Source organism: Caulobacter sp. AVps16 (assembly GCF_058681455.1).
In genome coordinates this window covers 392,633-410,497 of the sequence record NZ_CM178739.1, presented here as the reverse complement: position 1 = coordinate 410,497, position 17,865 = coordinate 392,633, and the positions used below count along the sequence as shown (strand labels likewise).

Sequence of the window (17,865 nt, the reverse complement as noted above, 5' to 3'; positions counted from 1 at the left end):
TTAGACCGCCATCAGCACTAGGAGTCAGCATTGTGCGCTCCAAACACTGCCAAGCGATTTTTATCTTCTTCTTTTATCTGAGAAACAACGTCTGTAAGATAACGGACAGGATCCCTAATACTCCCCCCCTCAGATAAACTGATATCTAGGTTTACCCTTTCAATCCTTGGAACATAATACGTATTTTTTCCATTAGTGACCGGCTTCAAAAGGTCAACCACTTGTAGAACGTCAAGAAAATTTCTTATCTCTGTTTCAGATATGTATGGCCATATAATTCTAGCACATTCTTTTATCTCTCCAATTTTACCGCCCCTCAGTATAAAAGAAATCGCCAAAACAACGTACACTTTATGACCCAAGCTATTGGGCAAAAATCCTTCCTTAATTGGACGGGCAGAAGCAGCCGCTTCCGCCTCAGCTTTAATTTCGTTCAGAACGAATGGCTCAACCCTAACGCCGCCAACGCCGACATCCCAATCAAATGTCGAGAAGTTATCGACGCCGTCAGCCTTCGCCAAGTATTTAAGTGGACCATTTCTGACAAACGAGCTCCTAATAGCATGCTCGTTCATCACAAATGTAGTTAGCCTGTTTGCAATATCTGGTATTTTGCAAAAAGCTCCAAGTTCACATATAGAACCAGGGCTCTCAACAAACAAAACAACAGCATCTACGACAGCTCCGATACACTCTTCTAAATCAAGCAAGTTTTTAAAGCTACTGTCAGGAAGAGCCGCATTGGCCTTTTCGGCTAAGATAACCTTTGCACCACCAAGGGCTCCGTTATTCAACTGGCGCATAAGTGCGTCTCTCGCCGAGACGGGGGGAGCATCTCTATCGCCAAGCAATCCGCCGCAAAGAAATACAAGCCGAGCAGGGCGCAATATCTTTGTGCGCTCCAAGTCCCAGTTCTTAATAAAATTCTGTGCGGTTTCTAAAAAAGACACGCTTTACCTTAGCAAGGCTCGGTTAGGCCTTGGGTTTCTTCCCTCGGAAGGGAGCGATAGCGAGCGTCTGCTTGCAGGCCGAGGGAAGAAACCCAAGGCCTAACCGAGCCGACAATCCCTACCAATCAGAACATGTCTGGCTAATCGCCCGACGGAGCTTGCGCCCATTCGCGTAAAGCAATGCAAAGTTGTGCTAGCAAACAACCTTTGTCAACAAGGCCTACCAATAAATGGGCGGCACCCTTCCAAGTCGCTCCACAATGAAGACCCAGGGCATCATGTTAGCAGTGCACTAGTTGGCGCCCCTCGCGCCCCACCCCGCCCTTCATCTCCTAGAGACCAAGCGTGCCGGCCTGGACAGGTTGGTAAAGGCCCGGTCTACGACCGGCCGCGCGGCGGCGTCCCGGAGGGCCGGCCTGGAGCAACCTGTCCAGACCGGCGATCGACTTGCCGTGAAATATTGGCCTGGCTCCCCCTAGGCGCGAAGGGCCGCCCCCCACAGCCGCCTCCCCCTTCAGGGGGAGGATCTGCGGGGATCCCGGCCGCTCCATCCCCGCAACGCGGTTAAGCGGCCTTCGTGATGAACCCCGCAGTCATCACGCTTGTTCTCACAGTCTTCAGGAGGCCCGGCCTAGCCTGTGCGACAAATCGTCCAGTCAATCTTGGGTTTGTGAAAACGATTGCCGGGCGGGACTAGGCTTAACGCGCGCTTAACGGGGGAACGTCCGCAAGCCCCGACCGGCGCGGCCGCTCCGCCACGGGAGCGGTCCCCCGTGCCCGACCGGGACCGGGGCCAGATGGGACGGGGAGGCGTTCGGATGAAGGGCGTGATCTTCAATCTGCTGCAGGCGGCCGTCACCGAGACGCACGGCGCCGACCTCTGGGACGACCTGATCGACGACGCCGGTGTGGACGGGGCCTATACCTCGCTCGGCACCTATGACGAGGCGGACCTCGAACAGCTGGTGGCGGCGGCCGGCCAGGCCCTGGGCCTGACGCGCGCCGAGGTGCTGCGCTGGTTCGGTCGCCAGGCCATGCCGCATCTGGCCCGCGCCTATCCGGTGTTCTTCGAGGGCCATGCCAGCGCCACGACCTTCCTGGCCGGGATCAATGACGTGATCCATGTCGAGGTGCGCAAGCTCTATGTCGGGGCCGTCTGTCCGCACTTCAACATCCAGACCGCCCGGCCAGGCCGGATGGACATGGACTATCACTCGCCCCGGCGGCTGTGCGCCCTGGCCCACGGCTTCGTCGAGGGGGCGGCGCGCCACTTCGGCGAGACGGTCGATTTCCGGCACCTGACCTGCGTCGAGCAGGGCGATGCCGGCTGCACCTTCCGGATCGGCTGGCCGACGCTCGAGGCCGCCCATGTCTAGGTCCACCGCCCGCTCCCACCCCCGCCCGGTGACCTGGGTGGACGACGTCGCCGTCAGCCTCACCGACCAGATCACCCGGCTGGAGCGCCGCCTGGCCCGCGCGGAGAAGGCCCGGCACGAGGCCGAGACCATCGCCGAGCGCGAGACCCTCAACCTGTTCCGCCAGAAGGAGCAGATGCGGCTGCTGTCGGAGCTGGCCATCATGGCCAACCGGGGCGGCGACCTCGTCGAGGTCCTGCGGCTGGCGCTGGAGAGCATCTGCACCTTCACCGGCTGGGCGATCGGTCATGTGCAACTGGTCGAACGTCTGGATGATGGCCGGCGCCGGATGCGGCCGTCCGGAATCTGGTGGGCCAGCGAATCCTTTGACGGCAGGGCGCTGATCGCCGCGACCGAGGCTATTGAGTTTGTCGACGGGGTCGGCCTGCCCGGGGTGGTGCTGTCCCAGGCCCGGGCCTACTGGATCTCCGCCACCGCCAGCAGCACCCTGCCGCGCAGCCGGATCGCCCCGGACAACGGCATCGCCGCCGGCGTCGCCCTGCCGGTCCTGGTCGGGTCCGAGGTCGCCGCCGTGCTGGAGTTCGGCCAGGTGATCGCCCGGGAACCGGGGCAGGACACCCTCGACTTCCTGGGCCAGATCGGCGCGATCCTCGGGCGGGTCATCGAGCGCGACCGGGCCACTGCCGCCGCCGCGACCGCCCAGCGGGACCTGGAACAGATGCTGCACCGGGCCGAGGCGGCCAGCCGCGCCAAGACCCAGCTGCTGGCGGTCGCCAGCCACGAGGTTCGCACGCCGCTGAACGCTGTCCTCGGTCTCGCCGAGGCCCTGGCGGCGACCCCGCTGGATGATGAGCAGCGCGATCACCTCGACGGCATCCGCCGCTCCGGCGGCATGCTGCTGCGCCTTCTGAGCGCCGTCATGGACTTCGTACGGGTCGAATCCGGGGCCAGCGCGGTCGCCCGGACCGAGTTCGACCTCGTGCAAATGACCCGGGACCTGTTCGAGCTGTGGCGGACTCCGGCCGCGGCCCGGGGCCTGTCCATGACCCTGGACGTCACCGCCCTGCCCGCCTCGCACAGGATCATCAGCGACCCCGGCAAGATCGAGCAGACCCTCACCAACCTGATCTCCAATGCCGTCAAGTTCACCCCCGACGGCGGCGCAATCCACGTGCGGCTCAGCCCCTCTGCGGGCAAGGCCGGCCGGATTCTGGTCGAGGTGCGTGACACCGGCCAGGGCGTCGCTGACGAGGACCGGGACCAGCTGTTCACACCCTTCCAGCCCGCCCGCCTGGGTCGCGAGACCGGCGGCGCAGGCATGGGCCTGGCGATCTGCGCCGCCAATATCCAGGCGCTGGGCGGCGAGATCGGCTGCGACACGGAGGCCGAGGCGCGGACGGGCGGCGGCAGCCGCTTCTGGTTCGACTTTCCCGCCGAGCCGGCCAGAGCCGGGTCCGATCCCGAACCTGAGCCCGAGCCCGAGCCCATGCCCGCCCTGACGGCGCGCATTCTCGCCGCCGAGGACAATCCGGCCAACCAGCGCGTCCTGCAGCTGCTGCTGGCCCAGATCGGACTTGAGGCCCTGATCGTCGACGACGGTCTGGCGGCGGTGGAGGCGGTGCAGCAGGCCCCCTTCGACCTGATCCTGATGGACGCCAACATGCCCCGCATGAACGGGGTCGAGGCCGTGAAGGCGATCCGCGCCCTCGAGACCAAGGCCTGCCTGACGCCGATCGTCATGGTGACGGCCAATGTGTTTGAGGACGACCTGCTGCGCTACCAGGAGGCCGGGGTCGATGGCGTCCTGGCCAAGCCGATCATCGTCTCGGAACTCTTCGGCATCCTGGCCGCCGTGCAGGAGATGACGGCCGCGCGCTGAAGGCGGGCCGCGCCCGGCTTGAGGCTTCTCCCCCTGCTTCGAACGGTGCCCTCCGGGATCGCCGCCATGACCCATGCCCGAAACGGGTTTTGGACCGGGCCGCTCACTATTAAATGGGCACGGAACGTGTCAAAACATTTGAACCACTCAAACAATTTGAATGGTAACTATATCCCGGCGCGATAACAGCGTAAACTCAGCGTTTACCCTATCAGAATTGCCAATTCATAAGTAATTGAAAGTTATTCGACGTTAACAAATACAAGGCACAGTTCAACGGACTTTGTCCGTTTTTACCCTTCAGGAAACGATAACGTTACACCAAGTAGGGCGGGGGCCAGACATGCTGGATAGCAGCCGAATTAATCTTAATTCCGCGAAGGTTCTGGTCGCTGATGATAACGAGAATGCCCGCACCATCCTTCAAGACATGCTGCGATCCTTTGGGGCGAATGACATCATCGCCGTCAAGGATGGCACCGAGGCCAAAAGCCTCCTGGCCAAGCAGCATTTCGACCTGGTGATCACCGACGGCGCCATGCCCGAATGCGATGGCTATGAACTGGTGCGCTGGCTGCGAAACCGCCCAAAAGACGAAGACCGTATCACGCCGGCCATCATCATCTCGGCTCACACCCGCGAATCCCAGGTGGCCGCCGGCCGCGACTGCGGGGCCAACTACATCATCGCCAAGCCGATCAGCCCTCAGGTCCTGCTGGAGCGCATCTTCTACATCTCGAACGAGCCCCGCAGCTTCATTGTCGGCGACAGCTATGCCGGGCCGGACCGGCGCTGGAAGCATCAGGGCCCGCCGAGCCAGGAAGAGGGCCGACGCAAGAGCGACCTGTCCCTCGATATCGGCGCGGCCCAGGACGAGAACCTGAGCGAGAACGAACTCGACGACCTGGTCAAACCCCAGAAGGCGGCATCATGAGCCCGGTCCGCACGATCCGTCAGCTTCCCAGTCTGAGCCGGCTGATGAAGGCCGAGGGCGGCGTCTATGCCCGAACCGCCCTGGACCAGGCTGCGGCGGTCCAGGCGGCCCATCGAGACGCCCATCTGATCCTGATCGATGAGGCCCTGGGCTGGATGGGCGAGTGGCGCGAGCTGCTCGAACCCTCCGCCTCCGACTGGGAGGCCCTTCATGAGGCCAGTGCCGGGATTATCGGCCTTTGCGACGGCAAGGCGGACGCTCACCTGCTGCGAGCCTCCCGCCTGCTCTGCGAATATGTCGATCGCTGCCGGCACGGGACCTGGTCAAAGGACGTCGCGGCCCTGTTCATCAACACCCTGAAGGCGATCGCCGCCCGGGACGCGGACCCGGCCACACGGGCCGCGGTGCTGGGGGGGCTCGAGGCGCTCGTGCCGCGACCGGATCCCGGCACCGCCACCTGAAGGGGGGCGCGGCCGGAGCCCGGCCAGGGGAGACGATGCGCGGGCTCAGTCGGCCTTCGTCGTCCCGACAGAGGCGGCGCCCCGGGCCTTCTTAAGGCGTTCGCGATAGGCGGCCGAGCTCTTCACGAAGCCCTCGGCGTCGCCATAATCAAGGAAGCCGGCATAGCGCTCGTGGCTGCCCTTGACCTTGAGCGCGTGTTTGATCGGGCACCAGTACTGCTCGGTGCGGGCCGTGATCTCGCGGGCATAGGCGATGACGCCGTTGCCATAGCCGCAATAGACGCAGTTGAGCTTCTGAACCGGGTTCAGATAGCTCAGCCGGTGGCGGTCGATGACCACATAGTCTCGGCGGCGGACCCGCTCTATGCCCCAGGCAGTGAAGCAGCCCAGCTGGTAGACGCTGACGGCCAGGTCCATCAGGGCCATCGGAATGACCATGCCGTAGATCAGGGGCAGGGTCAGCAGGGTGGGCCACGGCGTCTTGAAGAAGTGGATGCGCCGCTTGTGGCCGCGCTGGCTGGCCCGGACCTCGGGGCCGAAGCGCGGCTTGCCGCTCTTGAGGTCCAGGCCATGGCTTCCGGCCCGGACCGCAAAGGCGGCCTCCAGCTGTTCCTCAAGCGCCCGCAGGCGGTCGATCATCGCCTCGATCGAATCGGCCATCGGGGTCCCCTCGCCTGTCAGACCCCTTCATCGGCCATTGGGCGAGGCAGGACCAGTGATGGTTGCGCGACGTCAGCCGACCATCCCGGCCAGACGGCCACGGATGATCGCCTCGGCCTCGGCGACCATGCGGTCAACGAGATCTTTCACGGTGGGGATATCGTGGATCAGGCCCTGGACCATGCCGGCCGACCAGATGCCGCCGTCGGTGTCGCCCTGGGCCAGGGCGTCGCGGCCCCGGGTTCCGGCGACCAGGTGCTGGACGTCCTCGAACTTGGCTCCGCCGGCCCGCTCGATCTGCACGACCTCCTGGCTGACCGCATTGCGCATCACGCGGGCGGTATTGTGCAGGGTCCGGAAGATCAGGTCGGTCTGACGCTCGTCATTGGCCACCATCTGTTCCTTGAAGGCCATGGGGATCGGGGCCTCCTGGGTGACGCAGAAGCGGGTGCCCATATTGACGCCGTCGGCACCGAGGGCCAGGGCCGCGACCAGGCCGCGCGCATCGGCAATGCCACCCGAGGCCAGCATCGGGATCTTCACCTTGTCGGCGGCGGCGGCGATCAGGATCAGGCCGGGAATGTCATCCTCGCCCGGATGGCCGGCGCATTCGAAGCCGTCGATCGAGATGGCGTCGACACCCATCCGCTCCGCGCTGAGGGCGTGGCGGACGGCGGTGCACTTGTGGATGATCTTCACGCCATGGGCCTTCAGATGATCAACGTGCTCCTGCGGCTTGTAGCCGGCGGTCTCGACAATGCGGATGCCGCTCTCGATGATCGCGGCCCGGTACTCGGCATAGGGCGGCGGCTTGATGGCCGGCAGGATGGTCAGATTGACCCCGAACGGCTTGTCGGTGAGATCGCGGGTGCGGGCGATCTCCTTGGCCAGGTCCTCGGGGGTGGGCTGGGTCAGGGCGGTGATGAAGCCCAGGGCCCCGGCATTGGCGACGGCACCGACCAGCTCGGCCTTGCCGACCCACTGCATGCCGCCTTGGGCGATCGGGTGCTCGACGCCGAACATCTCGGTGAAACGGGTCTTGATGGCCATGCGCGGATCTCCCTGATGATTTTCAGGGACTATGGGCGCTTGACCGTAACGTCAGGCAAGAGGCATCCGCAGGCTATGCGGCAGGTCTGCCGAAGACCTGGATCCGCCCTCAGGGCTTGAGCAGGTCTTCCAGGGCCTGGGCCCGGCGGGCCGTGTGCTCCAGATAGCAGATCTGCATAACGATCGGGGCGATGGTTCCGCCGCTCAACGCCCGGACTGACGCGCAGTCGGCGTCGCGAAAGGCGATCCAGGCCCGCTGGGCCTTGAGCAGGGCGGCCTTGGCCTCAGGTGCCTTCGCCAGGTCGGCCATGTCCGCCTTGTAGGCCTTGTTCAGCCGGGCGTCCTGAAACTTCATCTCCGCTTCGCCGCACTTCAGAATCCCGTAGGTGGTGGAGTTTTCTGGCGTGTCCCAGCAACGCTCATAAGCGGGGCTAAAGGTGACGCCCTCCTTGGACTGGGCCTGGGCATGGGCCGCGACGGGGGCCACGATCAGAAAGGCGGCGGCGATCAGCGTCGTCCGGAACATCATGGACTGGTCCTTGCCCGTCTATTGCAGGCCGACGTGGCCGATGGCGTAGAAGCGATCGGAACGTTGCTTCTTGAGTGCGGCGGAATCCAGGCCAGACAGCGCCTTGAGCTCTTCTTCGAGGGCATCACCCACCGCCTTGAGGGCCGCCTCGTGGTCGGAATGGGCCCCGCCGGCCGGTTCCTCGATGATGCGGTCGACAATGCCGATCTTGATCAGGTCCTGGGCGGTGATCCGCATCTGGGTCGCGGCATCCTTGGCCCGGGCCCCGTCGCGCCACAGGATCGAGGCCGCGCCCTCGGGGCTGATCACCGAATAAATCGAGTGCTCGAGGATCAGCACCTTGTTGGCACCGGCCAGGGCGATGGCCCCGCCCGAGCCGCCCTCGCCGACGATGGTGGCGATCATCGGCACTTCCAGGGTCAGGCAGCGCTCGGTCGAGCGGGCGATGGCCTCGGCCTGGCCGCGCTCTTCGGCCCCCAGGCCCGGATAGGCCCCGGCGGTGTCGACAAAGGTGATGACCGGCAGGTTGAAGCGCTCGGCCATGTCCATCAGGCGCACGGCCTTGCGGTAGCCCTCGGGGCGGGCCATGCCGAAATTGTGCTTCAGGCGCGTGGTGGTGTCGTGACCCTTTTCGTGGCCCATGACCACGACCGGCTGACCCCGGAACCGTCCCAGCCCACCGACAATGGCCTGGTCATCGGCGAACTTGCGGTCGCCGCGCAGCTCCACGAACTCCTCGATCAGGCCGGCAACATAGTCGCGCAGATGGGGGCGCTGCGGATGACGGGCGACCATGGTCTTCTGCCAGGCGTCGAGATTGGCATAGGCCTCGACGCGGAGTTCCTGGGCGCGATCGCGCAGCGCCTGGATCTCGAGCTCGAATGCGCCTGGTCCGGCGGTCTCGGAGAGCTTGCTCAGCTCTTCGATCTTGCTTTCCAGATCCGCGATGGGACGTTCGAAATCGAGATAGTGGGCGGCCATGGAGTCTCAACGTCGCCGTTTACGAAAGGGTGCGAACCTAGTGGCTCTGCCGGAAAAAGGGAACCGGCTTTGGAACGTTCCGCAAGGGCGAGGATTCATCCCCAGGACCGTCCCCAGATGGATCGCGAGAGAGTCTCTTTTGAAGACTCATTTTTATGGTGAATCGCGACATTTGGTCCTATGGTCTGTTCCTAGCTGGTCGCGAAAGAGAGCCAGCGCCTGCGGCCCCCGCCATCGAATGTGGCCCGGTCCCGCCTGTTGAGAACCGTGTTCCCATGCAGGTGTTTACATTCTTCTGCGTCGAGCCGGACGGCTCCGTTCCCCGCTTCGACGTCGCCCCCTATGCCGATGACCAGGCCGCCCGTCAGCGCGCCTTCGAACTGATCGACATGCACCACCGCTGCGACATGATCGAGGTCTGGCGTGGCAGTAAACGCATCTTCGATGTCCCGGCCCGGCGCGTGGCGGCGGCTTAGATTTCATCGGACGATGAATTATTGCCCCGCCCACCCGGCGGTGCTATCCGATGGTTCCGGACGGAGCGCCCTCCCCGGCAGCTCCCGATCCGGAGTTCGCCATGGACGTCCAGGTTTCCAAGCCGCTGATCCCGCCCGCGCCAAAGGTTCACACCAGGGACCTGACGGATCTGGGTGCCGCCTGGGCGATGATGCGCAACATGGTCGGGGCCTGGTCAGAGTCCGGCTTCGACACCCTGATGATCCCCTATAACTTCCTGGGCCAGCCTGGCCTTGTGGTCAGCGACCCGGCCGGGGTCAGGCAGGTGCTGGGCTCCCACGCGGCGCGCTATCGGCGCCCTTTCCAGATCAGCCGGATCCTTCGGCCCATTGTCGGCGACGGCCTGCTGCTGACCGAGGGCGAGATCTGGCGACGGCAGCGCAAGGCCCTGGCGCCAGCCTTCACGCCCAAGGCGGTCGAGACCCTGCTGCCGCACTTCATGGCCGCCGGCCAGACCCTGGCCGAAGGTCTGGCGGGCCAGGATCGCGTCAATCTGAGCGAGACCTTCCATCGGGCCACACTCGATGCCGTCCTGCGTGCCCTCTTCTCTCGCGCGGCCAGCGGCGAGGGGGCGCAGCTCGGCAAGATCGCCCGCGACTACCTGCAGGGCCAGGCCAATGTGAACCTTTTCGATCTTCTGGCCCGTGCGCCGGGCGATTTCGGCTTTGCCGAACGGCCGAGGCGAGCCGTGGGGGCCCGCTGGATGGCCGCCGTCACGGCGCTGATCGACGCTCGCCGAGACGACCCGCCGCAGTCGCACGGGCGCGATCTGCTGGACAGTCTCCTGGCCGCGCGTGACGAGGACGGCCGCCCCCTGCCCGACCAGGAAATCCGCGATCAGTGCGGGACCATGCTGGCTGCGGGTTTCGAGACCACCTCGCGCCTGCTGTTCTGGGCGACCTATCTGCTGGCTCTGGATCCCGTGACCCAGGGACGGGTGCGCGCCGAGATCCTGGCCTATCCGCCGGACAGGATCCGGTCCCTGGAGGATCTATCGGGCTGGCCCCTGACCCGGTCGGTCCTGCTGGAGGCCCTGCGGCTCTACCCGCCCGCCCCGATGATGAGCCGCGAAGTGATCGCCGAGGATGAGGTCCAGGGCTTCAAGGTCTCGCCCGGCCACGTGATCACCATCAGTCCGTGGCTGATCCATCGTCATCGCAAGCTTTGGGATCAGCCGACGGCCTTCCTGCCCGAACGCTTTCTGGGCCACCCCTCTCCCTGGGGGATGGACGCCTTCATCCCGTTCGGGGCCGGACCTCGGGTCTGTATCGGGGCCAGCTTTGCCATGGCCGAGAGCCAGATCCTGCTCGGCAGCCTGCTGTCGCAATTCCAGATCACCCTGGCCGACGACCGGCCGGTCATACCCGTGGCCCGGATTTCTCTGGGACCCGATCGCGAACCGGACTTCCGACTGACACCGTTCCGGCGGACATAGGCGCAAGCCTGGGTCTTGCGGGGCACCCAACGACACCCAAGCTTGGTTGAACGTCGCAAGGACCCTGCCCATGACCGCCACCCCTCGCCCCAGTGCCATCGCCGCTGACAGCGGCCACGGCGGCCTGCAGACCTTCGTAACCGCCGGCCCGACCAGTCTGGTGGCCGATGTGAAGGTCTCGGCCGGCGGTCTGGATCTGGGACCTGACCCGCATGACCTGGTCGCGGCGGGCCTGGCGGCCTGCACGACCATGACCCTGCGCCTCTACGCCAAGCGCAAGAACTGGCCCCTGGGCGCGGTGCATGTCGAGGTGCGGAGCAGCCGAGAGGCCGACATGACCCCGCCGGAGCGGTTTGATCGCGTGATAACCCTGGGCGGCGATCTGGACGCCGAGCAGCGCGAACGCCTGCTGGCCATCGCCGAACTGTGCCCGATCCACAAGCTGCTGACCCAGGGCGCGCGGGTGGTGACGACGGTGGGGTGACCTCAGCAGATCCTCCCCTTCCGGGGGAGGTGGCCCAAAGGGCCGGAGGGGGCTAGCTCGGCATTCGCCGCGACGGCCCCCTCAGTCGCTCCGCGACAGCTCCCCCAGCGGGGGAGCATCTGCCGCTAAAAGCCATAGAGCCTGGCATACTCCGCATCCTTGCCCGCGATCTGGCGCGCGCAGTCGACCATGACCTTGGCCTGTTTCCAGGTGGCGTCGTCCTGCATCTTGCCGTCGAGCATGGCGACGCCCGTGCCGTCGGGCATGGCTTCGAGGATGCGCTTGGCGAAGATCACCTCGTCGGGGGCCGGGCTGAACACCGACTTGGCGATGGCGATCTGGCTGGGGTGCAGGCTCCAGGCCCCGGCGCAACCCATCAGGAAGGCGTTGCGGAACTGCTGCTCGCAGGCGACCGGATCATCGATCGCACCGAACGGACCATAGAACGGCTTGATGCCATGAGCGGCGCAGGCGTCGACCATCTTGGCGAAGGTGTAGTGCCACAGGTCCTGCTGCACCGAAGCGCGGGGCGCGCCGTCGGCATGCGGGTCCTCGATGACGCGATAGCCGGGATGGCCACCGCCGACGCGGGTGGTCTTCATGGCCCGGCTGGCGGCGAGATCGGCCGGGCCCAGTGAGATGCCCTGCATGCGCGGACTGGCCGCCGCGATCTGCTCGACGTTCATCACGCCCTCGGCCGTCTCGAGGATGGCATGCAGCAGGATCGGCCGGGTGACGCCGTGCTTGGCCTCCAGCGAGGCCAGGAGCTGGTCCATGTAGAAGATGTCCCACGGCCCCTCGACCTTGGGCACCATGATCACGTCGATCTTGTCGCCGGCCTTTTCGACGATGGTCGAGACCTCGTCCAGGTGCCAGGGCGAGTTGAGGCAGTTGATCCGCGTCCAGAAACCGACGCCCAGGGCCTTGAAGTCGATGGTGCGGGCCATGTCGATCAGGCCGGCCAGGGCCGCGCCCTTGGCGTCGGCGGGGATGGCGTCTTCGAGGTTGGCCAGGATCACATCGACGGTCGGAGCGATCTCGGGAAGTTTGGCGCGCACCTTGTCCAGGTGCGGCGGCACGAAGTGGATCATGCGTTCGACGCGGGCCGGCAGATCGCGATAGGGCGTCGGCGCACCGATGGCCAAGGGTCTGAAAAAGCCTCGCGCGGTCTTCATCGGTCGCTCCCCGTCATGGATAGGCGCGTGTCGGACACCCAGACCGGTGGCCATTCTTCACTGTCGCGCCTGCTGTTCTTTTCGCAGTTGCGAGAAGACTGCGGCGACGCGTCAAGGGCGTCAAGCCTCAGCTTATCGGCGTTCAGAAACCTCAGCCCTTGGACGGTGCAGCCGGGGGCGACGGCGACAGGGGGGGATCGTCAGGATCCTCGCGTTCCAGATCCAGGGCGGCGTCATTGCTGGAGCCGGGCTTGGCGGCCTTGGCCTTGCGGCGGCGGGCGGCGGGCTCCAGCTTCAGGCTGGTCAGGGCGTCCTCGCCCTCCTCGCCGAACAGGCCTCGCACCCGGAGGTCGCGCTGGGGATAGGGGATCTCGATGCCCGCCTCGCGCAGGGCGTCGTCAATGGCCCAGGTATAGGCCGCAAAGATCGCGGCCGGGCGGCGCACCGCCTCGACCGTGGGCCAGACGATCAGCTCGAACTTCAGGGCGTGTTCGCCATAGCCGACCAGCCAGACCTGGGTGCGCCGCACGGCATCGTCCGGCGAGGTGAAGGGTACGCTCCGTGCGGCCTTCAAAACCGCCTCGCGCACCTTCTGCTTGTCGACCCCGAAGGCGGTGACGAACGGCACCCGGATGCGGCGATTGGTGTTGCGCAGGGTCCAGTTGATGACGAGGTCATTGACCAGGACCGAGTTGGGCACGATCAGGTCGGTGCTGTCATTGGTGCGGATGCGGGTGGCGCGCGGACCGACCTCATGCACCACACCGCGCTGGCCATTGGGCAGTTCGACGAAATCGCCCACTGCCACCAGCCGCTCGAACACAAGCGAAATGCCCGAGGCGAAGTCCTTGACCATGCCCTGCAGGCCCAGACCGACACCGACGCCCAGGGCACCGGCGAACACGGCCAGAGAGGTCAGGTCCAGACCCATGGTCGAGAGGCCCGCCACGAAGCCGATGATCACCAGGCCGTAGGTCAGGACCTTCTCGACGATGTAGAGCGAGGCGGCGCTTCCGGCCGCCCGGGCCCGCAGGCGCTGCAGGCCCGCTGCCGTAAGACGCGAAGCGATCAGGGCGGCGGCGATGATCAGCAGGGCGGCCGCAAGGCCGCCGACCGTCACTGAGGCCTTGCCCAGCTTGACCAGTTCGAAGGTGTCCAGGCGTTCCAGGGGATTCTCGGCCATGGCCTAGTCTGGGCCCCGCTGCCGCATCGGATCAAGGGGGTCCCGGCGCTTGCCGATCAGTCGAGCCAAAGCCCCGACCGTTCCATCCCGTCACCCCAAAACCCCGGCTTGGGTGGCGTGATGACTCCACCCTCGACCCGCAGCCCCCCGGGGTGATCCACCGCCAGCCACCAGGGTCCGTCGAGATCGGCATACTGGCATCCCCCCGCCAGGTGCAGGGCCGGGGCGATCCCCAGGGACGAGGCCACCATGCAGCCGGTCATCAGCTGGAAGCCCAGGGCACGGGCCTGTTCCAGCATCCTTACGGCCTCGGTCAGGCCGCCGGTCTTGTCGAGCTTGAGATTGACGGCCTGATACCGCCCCCGCAGGGCGGCGAGATCGCCGCCGACATGCACCGACTCATCGGCGCAGATGACATAGGGCGGGTCATAGCCGTCCAGGGGATCATCGGCACCGGCCGGCAGGGGCTGTTCGACCAGGGCAATCGGCAGGTCGGCCAGCAGCGCGCGCAGGCCATGCAGAACCTCGAAAGTCCAGCCCTCATTGGGATCGACGATGAAGCGGCTATTGGGCGCGGCGGTGGCTACGGCCCGCAGGCGGGCGGCGGGATCCTCAGCGGACAGCTTGATCTTGATCAGCGGCGCGTCGGCCACGGCCAGGGCCGCGGCGCCCATGGCCTCGGGCGTATCCAGACTGACGGTGACGGCGGTGACCAGGGCGGTCGGAACCAGCAGGCCGGTCGCCTCGGCGACGCTGACGCCGGCGCGCCGGGCCCGCAGGTCCCAGAGCGCGCAGTCCAGGGCGTTGCGGGCGGCCCCGGGGGCCAGCAGGGCCAGGGCGGCACCTTCGTCACCTTCGCGCTCCAGCACCGCCAAGGCCGGCTTCAGCTGCTCCAGCACGCCCCCGACCGTCTCGTCATACCGGCCATAGGGCACGCTCTCGCCGCGTCCGACCTGGCCTTCGGCCTCGACCTCGACCACCACGACCTCGGCCGCGGTCTTGACCCCGCGCGAGATGCGGAACGGGGCTTTCAGCGGATGGTGGACGGCGCGGGCGGTGGCAGACAGCGACATGGCCCAAGGCTTGTCATTGTTCGCCAGGCTTGGCGAGACCCCTACCAGCGCCAGTCGCGGCGGATCGGCGAGTCGGCGCGGCGCTCGCGGAACACCTTCAGCGCCAGGGGCCGGTCGAGCACGAACAGGGCCAGCCAGACCAGCAGAACGCCTCCATAGCTTACGGCACCGATCAGGCCGGTGGGACGCCCCGGACGGGCGGGACGGCGGGTCGGCTGGAAAGCGTGGGGCATGGCAAAGTCGGTCATGGCGTCCTCCTGGGATGCCTCACTCTCGAGCCTGGCCACGTCGAAAACGGTCGCAGCTTTCGCTGCAGCAAAGCGCACCTATGTTCAGGCGGCGTCGTTCCGTTTCTGCAGTGAGTTCCCGATGTCCAAGCCGATCACGATCACCATCCCCCACAAGCTCGGCGCTGCCGAGGCCCGTCGGCGGATCGAGACCGGCTTTGCCCAGCTGGCCAGCCAGATTCCCGGCGGCAGCGCCGATCAGGTGAAGCAAACCTGGAACGGCGACACCCTGACCTTCTCGGCGGTCGCCATGGGCCAGACGATCAGCGGCACCCTGGATGTGCTGGGCGATATGGTGAAGCTGGACATCGTCCTGCCCGGCATGCTGGGCATGATCGCCGGCAAGATAAGAGACCAGCTGCAAAAGCGGGGTCAGCTGCTGCTGGAGAACAAGTAGTCCCTAAAGGCGGCGTTCGTCGAAATCGTGCCGGCCGAGACTGGCGAACCGGCCTTCCTCGGCCTTGTGGATGTATTGCGAGGCCACCAGCCAGGCCTTCACGGGCCGCAGCGTGCCCAGACACCCCGCCAGCAGGGCCGGGAACACGGTGACGAAGTGGACCCAGACCGGCGGGTGATAGGCCACCTCGATCCAGGCGAAGACGCCGATCACCACGATCCCGACGCCGCTCATCACGAAAAAGGCCGGACCGTCGGCCGGGTCGGCGAAGGCGAAGCTCAGGCCACACCGGTCACAGGCCGGGGCCAGTTTCAGGAAGCCCCTGAACAGCTTGCCCTCGCCACAGCGCGGGCACCGGCAGCGCAGGCCGGAGAGAACCGGCGGGATCGATCGCTCAGGCGTCGTCATCCTCGTGCTCCGCCTCGTCGTCGCTGTCGCCGCCGGTCGCCAGCTCCAGGGAGTCGATGATGTCGTCCATCTGGTCGGCGGTGATCGAGACGTAGAGGGTGTCGCCGCCAATGGCCGAGACCAGCAGGCGATAGCCGTCCTCGGTCTCCTGCAGGCTGAAGGACTGGAGGGGCTGCAGCTTGGCCATCGGGGTCTCCGGAAAACACAAGGCGCGGATATAGGCTGCCGGGACCGACTTTGCCACGGCCGGGCGCGGGCGCGCCTACTTAAGGGCACCCCGGCGCAGCATGGCGATATGGGCGTCGATGAGCGCCTCACGCTCGACCCAGGGAAACTCCGACCGTGCGATCAGCAGGGACACCAGGCCATGCAGCCCCGCCCACAGGGTCTGGGTGGCCAGTTGCGGGTCATCCAGCACGGTCAGACCCGCTGCCTGATACTCTTCGACGATGTCACGGAACATCGCGAAGGCGTCCAGGCCCGCCAGCATGGGCAGGCTGTCACGCTTGTCGAAGCCGTGGCCGTGCGGCCCCTTCTCGATCATGAAGGCGACCCGATAGGCATTGGGGCTCTCGATACCGAAATCGACATAGACCCGCAGGGACCGCTCGAAATTGGCCACGGTCGGCTCGCCCACCACCCTGGCGGCCTTCATCCGCTCGACCAGGACTGCGAAGGCCCGCACGCACAGCTCATCGGCCATGTCGTCCTTGGTGGCGAAATAGGCATAGAGGGCCGGTTGCGAGATGCCGGCCAGTTCAGCGATCTGGCGGGTCGAGACCGCATGGACGCCGCGCTCGCTGAACAGGGTCAGGGCGGCCTCAAGGATCTCCTCGCGGCGCTCGGCACCGTGCCCTTTGGCTTTACGCGGCGATCGCGTGGTTGGAGTCTTCATTTTCCGACCTTCATCACCCGGTGGCGAGCTTGACAAGTGGCAACAATCTATCACTGATAACTTATCATTGATTGACATGGAACCCGGACGATGCGGCGCTCTCCCCAGCCCCTTCTCCAACCTGCCATGCGCCCATGGGTCGTGGTCGCGCTTCTGCCCTGGCTGGCGTCCTGCGGCAGTCAGGGCCAGAAGGCCGAGGCCCCGGCCCTGCCGACCCCCGTCGAGGCCGTTCGAGTCGCCGCCCCCCGCAATGCCGACACGGTCTCGGCCACCGGTACGCTGGAACGCCGCCGCGAAATGGCCCTCTCCTTCCGCATCGCCGGGGTCCTGACCCGGATGAGCGTCGAGGCCGGAGACCGGGTGCAGGCCGGCCAGGTGATTGCGACCATCGATCCGGCCAGCCTGGATGCACGTCAGCAGCAGAGCTCGGCCGATCTGGAACGCGCCCGTCGCGACGTCGAGCGCGACAAGACCCTGTTCGAAAAGGGCTATGTCAGCCGCCAGCGCCTGGATGATCGCCAGAGCGCCCTGAAGGCGGCCCAGGCAGCCTATAATGCCGCCAGCTTCGATCGGCGCTGGGGCCAGTTGGTCTCGCCCGCCTCCGGCGTGGTGCTGGCGCGCACCGCCCAGACCGGTGAGGTGGTGCAGCCCGGCCAGGTGGTGGCACGGGTCGCCGACCTGAACAGCCCCCTGGTCCTGCGCCTGCCCCTGGCCGCCCGCGACGCCGCTCGCGTCAGGGTCGGCGACGGGGCCCGGATCAAGGTCGAGGATCTGGGCGGCGCGCTCCTGACCGGCACCGTCACCCGGGTCGGCGAAGCTGCCGATACCCGCACGGGGGCTGTGACCGTGGAACTCGAACTGGCCGGTCGCTCCGACCTGCGCAGCGGCCAGATTGCCAGTGCCGAGCTGTCGGTTCGCGCCGCCACTACACCATCGGGCCCGGCCGCCGCCCAGTCCCGCATCCCCGCTGAGGCCCTGCTGGAGGCCAAGGGCTCCCGCGCCTTTGTGCTGCGTCTCGACGGCGGCGTCGCCCGACGCACCGCCGTAGGCTTTGGCGGTTTTGACGGCGATGACGCCCTGGTCTCCGGCCTCGCCGACGGCACCCAGGTGATCACCGCCGGAGCCGGCTTCGTCAGCGACGGCGAAAAGGTGCGGGTTGTCGATCCGGCCAAGCTGGTCGGGGAGAACTAGC

Annotated in this window: 21 protein-coding genes; 9 read left to right on the top strand and 12 right to left on the bottom strand. The window is 66.0% G+C overall.

Translation table 11 applies throughout. From position 1 onward, the window contains the following. Window positions 1-17 precede the first annotated feature (17 nt). The gene (locus tag ACW17U_RS01955; RefSeq protein ID WP_492054628.1) at window positions 18-950 is read right to left on the bottom strand and encodes a retron St85 family effector protein; all 933 of its coding nucleotides are present in this window, start codon (window positions 948-950) and stop codon (window positions 18-20) included. An 818-nt stretch (window positions 951-1,768) separates the two neighbouring features. On the opposite strand from ACW17U_RS01955, the gene ACW17U_RS01950 reads away from it, so the two are divergent. From ACW17U_RS01950 to ACW17U_RS01935, 4 genes are all read left to right on the top strand, one after another. After that, complete coding sequence (locus ACW17U_RS01950; RefSeq protein ID WP_492054627.1) at window positions 1,769-2,326, top strand: heme NO-binding domain-containing protein; 558 nt, start codon at window positions 1,769-1,771, stop codon at window positions 2,324-2,326. After that, complete coding sequence (locus ACW17U_RS01945; RefSeq protein WP_492054626.1) at window positions 2,319-4,205, top strand: ATP-binding protein; 1,887 nt, start codon at window positions 2,319-2,321, stop codon at window positions 4,203-4,205. Before ACW17U_RS01950 ends, ACW17U_RS01945 begins: the two co-directional genes overlap by 8 nt. A gap of 343 nt (window positions 4,206-4,548) precedes the next feature. Beyond that, entirely contained in the window at window positions 4,549-5,139 is a 591-nt protein-coding gene (locus ACW17U_RS01940) for a response regulator (RefSeq protein WP_084746057.1), read from the top strand. Beyond that, entirely contained in the window at window positions 5,136-5,600 is a 465-nt protein-coding gene (locus ACW17U_RS01935; protein ID WP_492054625.1) for a hypothetical protein, read from the top strand. The genes ACW17U_RS01940 and ACW17U_RS01935 overlap by 4 nt, the downstream gene beginning before the upstream one ends. A 45-nt stretch (window positions 5,601-5,645) precedes the next feature. Here ACW17U_RS01935 and ACW17U_RS01930 read toward each other — a convergent pair whose 3' ends face one another. From ACW17U_RS01930 to ACW17U_RS01915, 4 genes are all read right to left on the bottom strand, one after another. After that, window positions 5,646-6,260, bottom strand: a complete 615-nt coding sequence (locus tag ACW17U_RS01930) for a hypothetical protein (protein ID WP_492054624.1) — start codon at window positions 6,258-6,260, stop codon at window positions 5,646-5,648. Between the two features lie 72 nt (window positions 6,261-6,332). After that, window positions 6,333-7,310, bottom strand: coding sequence for an NAD(P)H-dependent flavin oxidoreductase (locus tag ACW17U_RS01925; RefSeq protein ID WP_492054623.1), 978 nt, complete (start codon window positions 7,308-7,310; stop codon window positions 6,333-6,335). A gap of 109 nt (window positions 7,311-7,419) precedes the next feature. Then, on the bottom strand, window positions 7,420-7,839 hold the full coding sequence (locus ACW17U_RS01920; RefSeq protein WP_492054622.1) for a lysozyme inhibitor LprI family protein: 420 nt from the start codon (window positions 7,837-7,839) through the stop codon (window positions 7,420-7,422). Between the two features lie 18 nt (window positions 7,840-7,857). Beyond that, a complete protein-coding gene (locus ACW17U_RS01915; protein ID WP_062149054.1) occupies window positions 7,858-8,820 on the bottom strand; it encodes an acetyl-CoA carboxylase carboxyltransferase subunit alpha in 963 nt (320 codons plus the stop codon). Between the two features lie 275 nt (window positions 8,821-9,095). On the opposite strand from ACW17U_RS01915, the gene ACW17U_RS01910 reads away from it, so the two are divergent. From ACW17U_RS01910 to ACW17U_RS01900, 3 genes are all read left to right on the top strand, one after another. Then, window positions 9,096-9,296 (top strand): hypothetical protein, encoded by a 201-nt coding sequence (locus tag ACW17U_RS01910; RefSeq protein ID WP_062149057.1) that lies wholly within the window; start codon window positions 9,096-9,098, stop codon window positions 9,294-9,296. Window positions 9,297-9,397: 101 nt separating this feature from the next. Further along, on the top strand, window positions 9,398-10,771 hold the full coding sequence (locus ACW17U_RS01905; RefSeq protein WP_492054621.1) for a cytochrome P450: 1,374 nt from the start codon (window positions 9,398-9,400) through the stop codon (window positions 10,769-10,771). Window positions 10,772-10,841: 70 nt separating this feature from the next. Beyond that, window positions 10,842-11,255, top strand: coding sequence for an OsmC family protein (locus tag ACW17U_RS01900; RefSeq protein ID WP_492054620.1), 414 nt, complete (start codon window positions 10,842-10,844; stop codon window positions 11,253-11,255). Between the two features lie 125 nt (window positions 11,256-11,380). Here the strand turns inward: ACW17U_RS01900 and ACW17U_RS01895 are convergent, their stop codons facing one another. From ACW17U_RS01895 to didA, 4 genes are all read right to left on the bottom strand, one after another. After that, on the bottom strand, window positions 11,381-12,430 hold the full coding sequence (locus ACW17U_RS01895) for an HpcH/HpaI aldolase/citrate lyase family protein (protein WP_492054619.1): 1,050 nt from the start codon (window positions 12,428-12,430) through the stop codon (window positions 11,381-11,383). A gap of 151 nt (window positions 12,431-12,581) precedes the next feature. Next, window positions 12,582-13,613 (bottom strand): mechanosensitive ion channel family protein, encoded by a 1,032-nt coding sequence (locus ACW17U_RS01890; protein WP_492054618.1) that lies wholly within the window; start codon window positions 13,611-13,613, stop codon window positions 12,582-12,584. A 56-nt stretch (window positions 13,614-13,669) separates the two neighbouring features. After that, on the bottom strand, window positions 13,670-14,686 hold the full coding sequence (gene dgcA, locus ACW17U_RS01885; RefSeq protein WP_492054617.1) for an N-acetyl-D-Glu racemase DgcA: 1,017 nt from the start codon (window positions 14,684-14,686) through the stop codon (window positions 13,670-13,672). A gap of 41 nt (window positions 14,687-14,727) precedes the next feature. Beyond that, on the bottom strand, window positions 14,728-14,934 hold the full coding sequence (gene didA / locus ACW17U_RS01880; protein ID WP_492054616.1) for a DNA damage-induced SOS-independent cell division inhibitor A: 207 nt from the start codon (window positions 14,932-14,934) through the stop codon (window positions 14,728-14,730). Window positions 14,935-15,055: 121 nt separating this feature from the next. Here didA and ACW17U_RS01875 point away from each other — a divergent pair, with 121 nt between their 5' ends. Then, complete coding sequence (locus tag ACW17U_RS01875) at window positions 15,056-15,370, top strand: polyhydroxyalkanoic acid system family protein (protein ID WP_492054615.1); 315 nt, start codon at window positions 15,056-15,058, stop codon at window positions 15,368-15,370. 3 nt (window positions 15,371-15,373) lie between these two features. Here the strand turns inward: ACW17U_RS01875 and ACW17U_RS01870 are convergent, their stop codons facing one another. From ACW17U_RS01870 to ACW17U_RS01860, 3 genes are all read right to left on the bottom strand, one after another. Beyond that, entirely contained in the window at window positions 15,374-15,778 is a 405-nt protein-coding gene (locus ACW17U_RS01870) for a DUF983 domain-containing protein (protein ID WP_492054614.1), read from the bottom strand. Continuing rightward, entirely contained in the window at window positions 15,765-15,965 is a 201-nt protein-coding gene (locus ACW17U_RS01865) for a hypothetical protein (protein ID WP_492054613.1), read from the bottom strand. The genes ACW17U_RS01870 and ACW17U_RS01865 overlap by 14 nt, the downstream gene beginning before the upstream one ends. Before the next feature lie 75 nt (window positions 15,966-16,040). Continuing rightward, window positions 16,041-16,673, bottom strand: coding sequence for a TetR/AcrR family transcriptional regulator (locus ACW17U_RS01860; RefSeq protein ID WP_492054612.1), 633 nt, complete (start codon window positions 16,671-16,673; stop codon window positions 16,041-16,043). Between the two features lie 126 nt (window positions 16,674-16,799). On the opposite strand from ACW17U_RS01860, the gene ACW17U_RS01855 reads away from it, so the two are divergent. Then, entirely contained in the window at window positions 16,800-17,864 is a 1,065-nt protein-coding gene (locus ACW17U_RS01855) for an efflux RND transporter periplasmic adaptor subunit (RefSeq protein WP_492054611.1), read from the top strand. Window position 17,865: the final 1 nt, after the last annotated feature.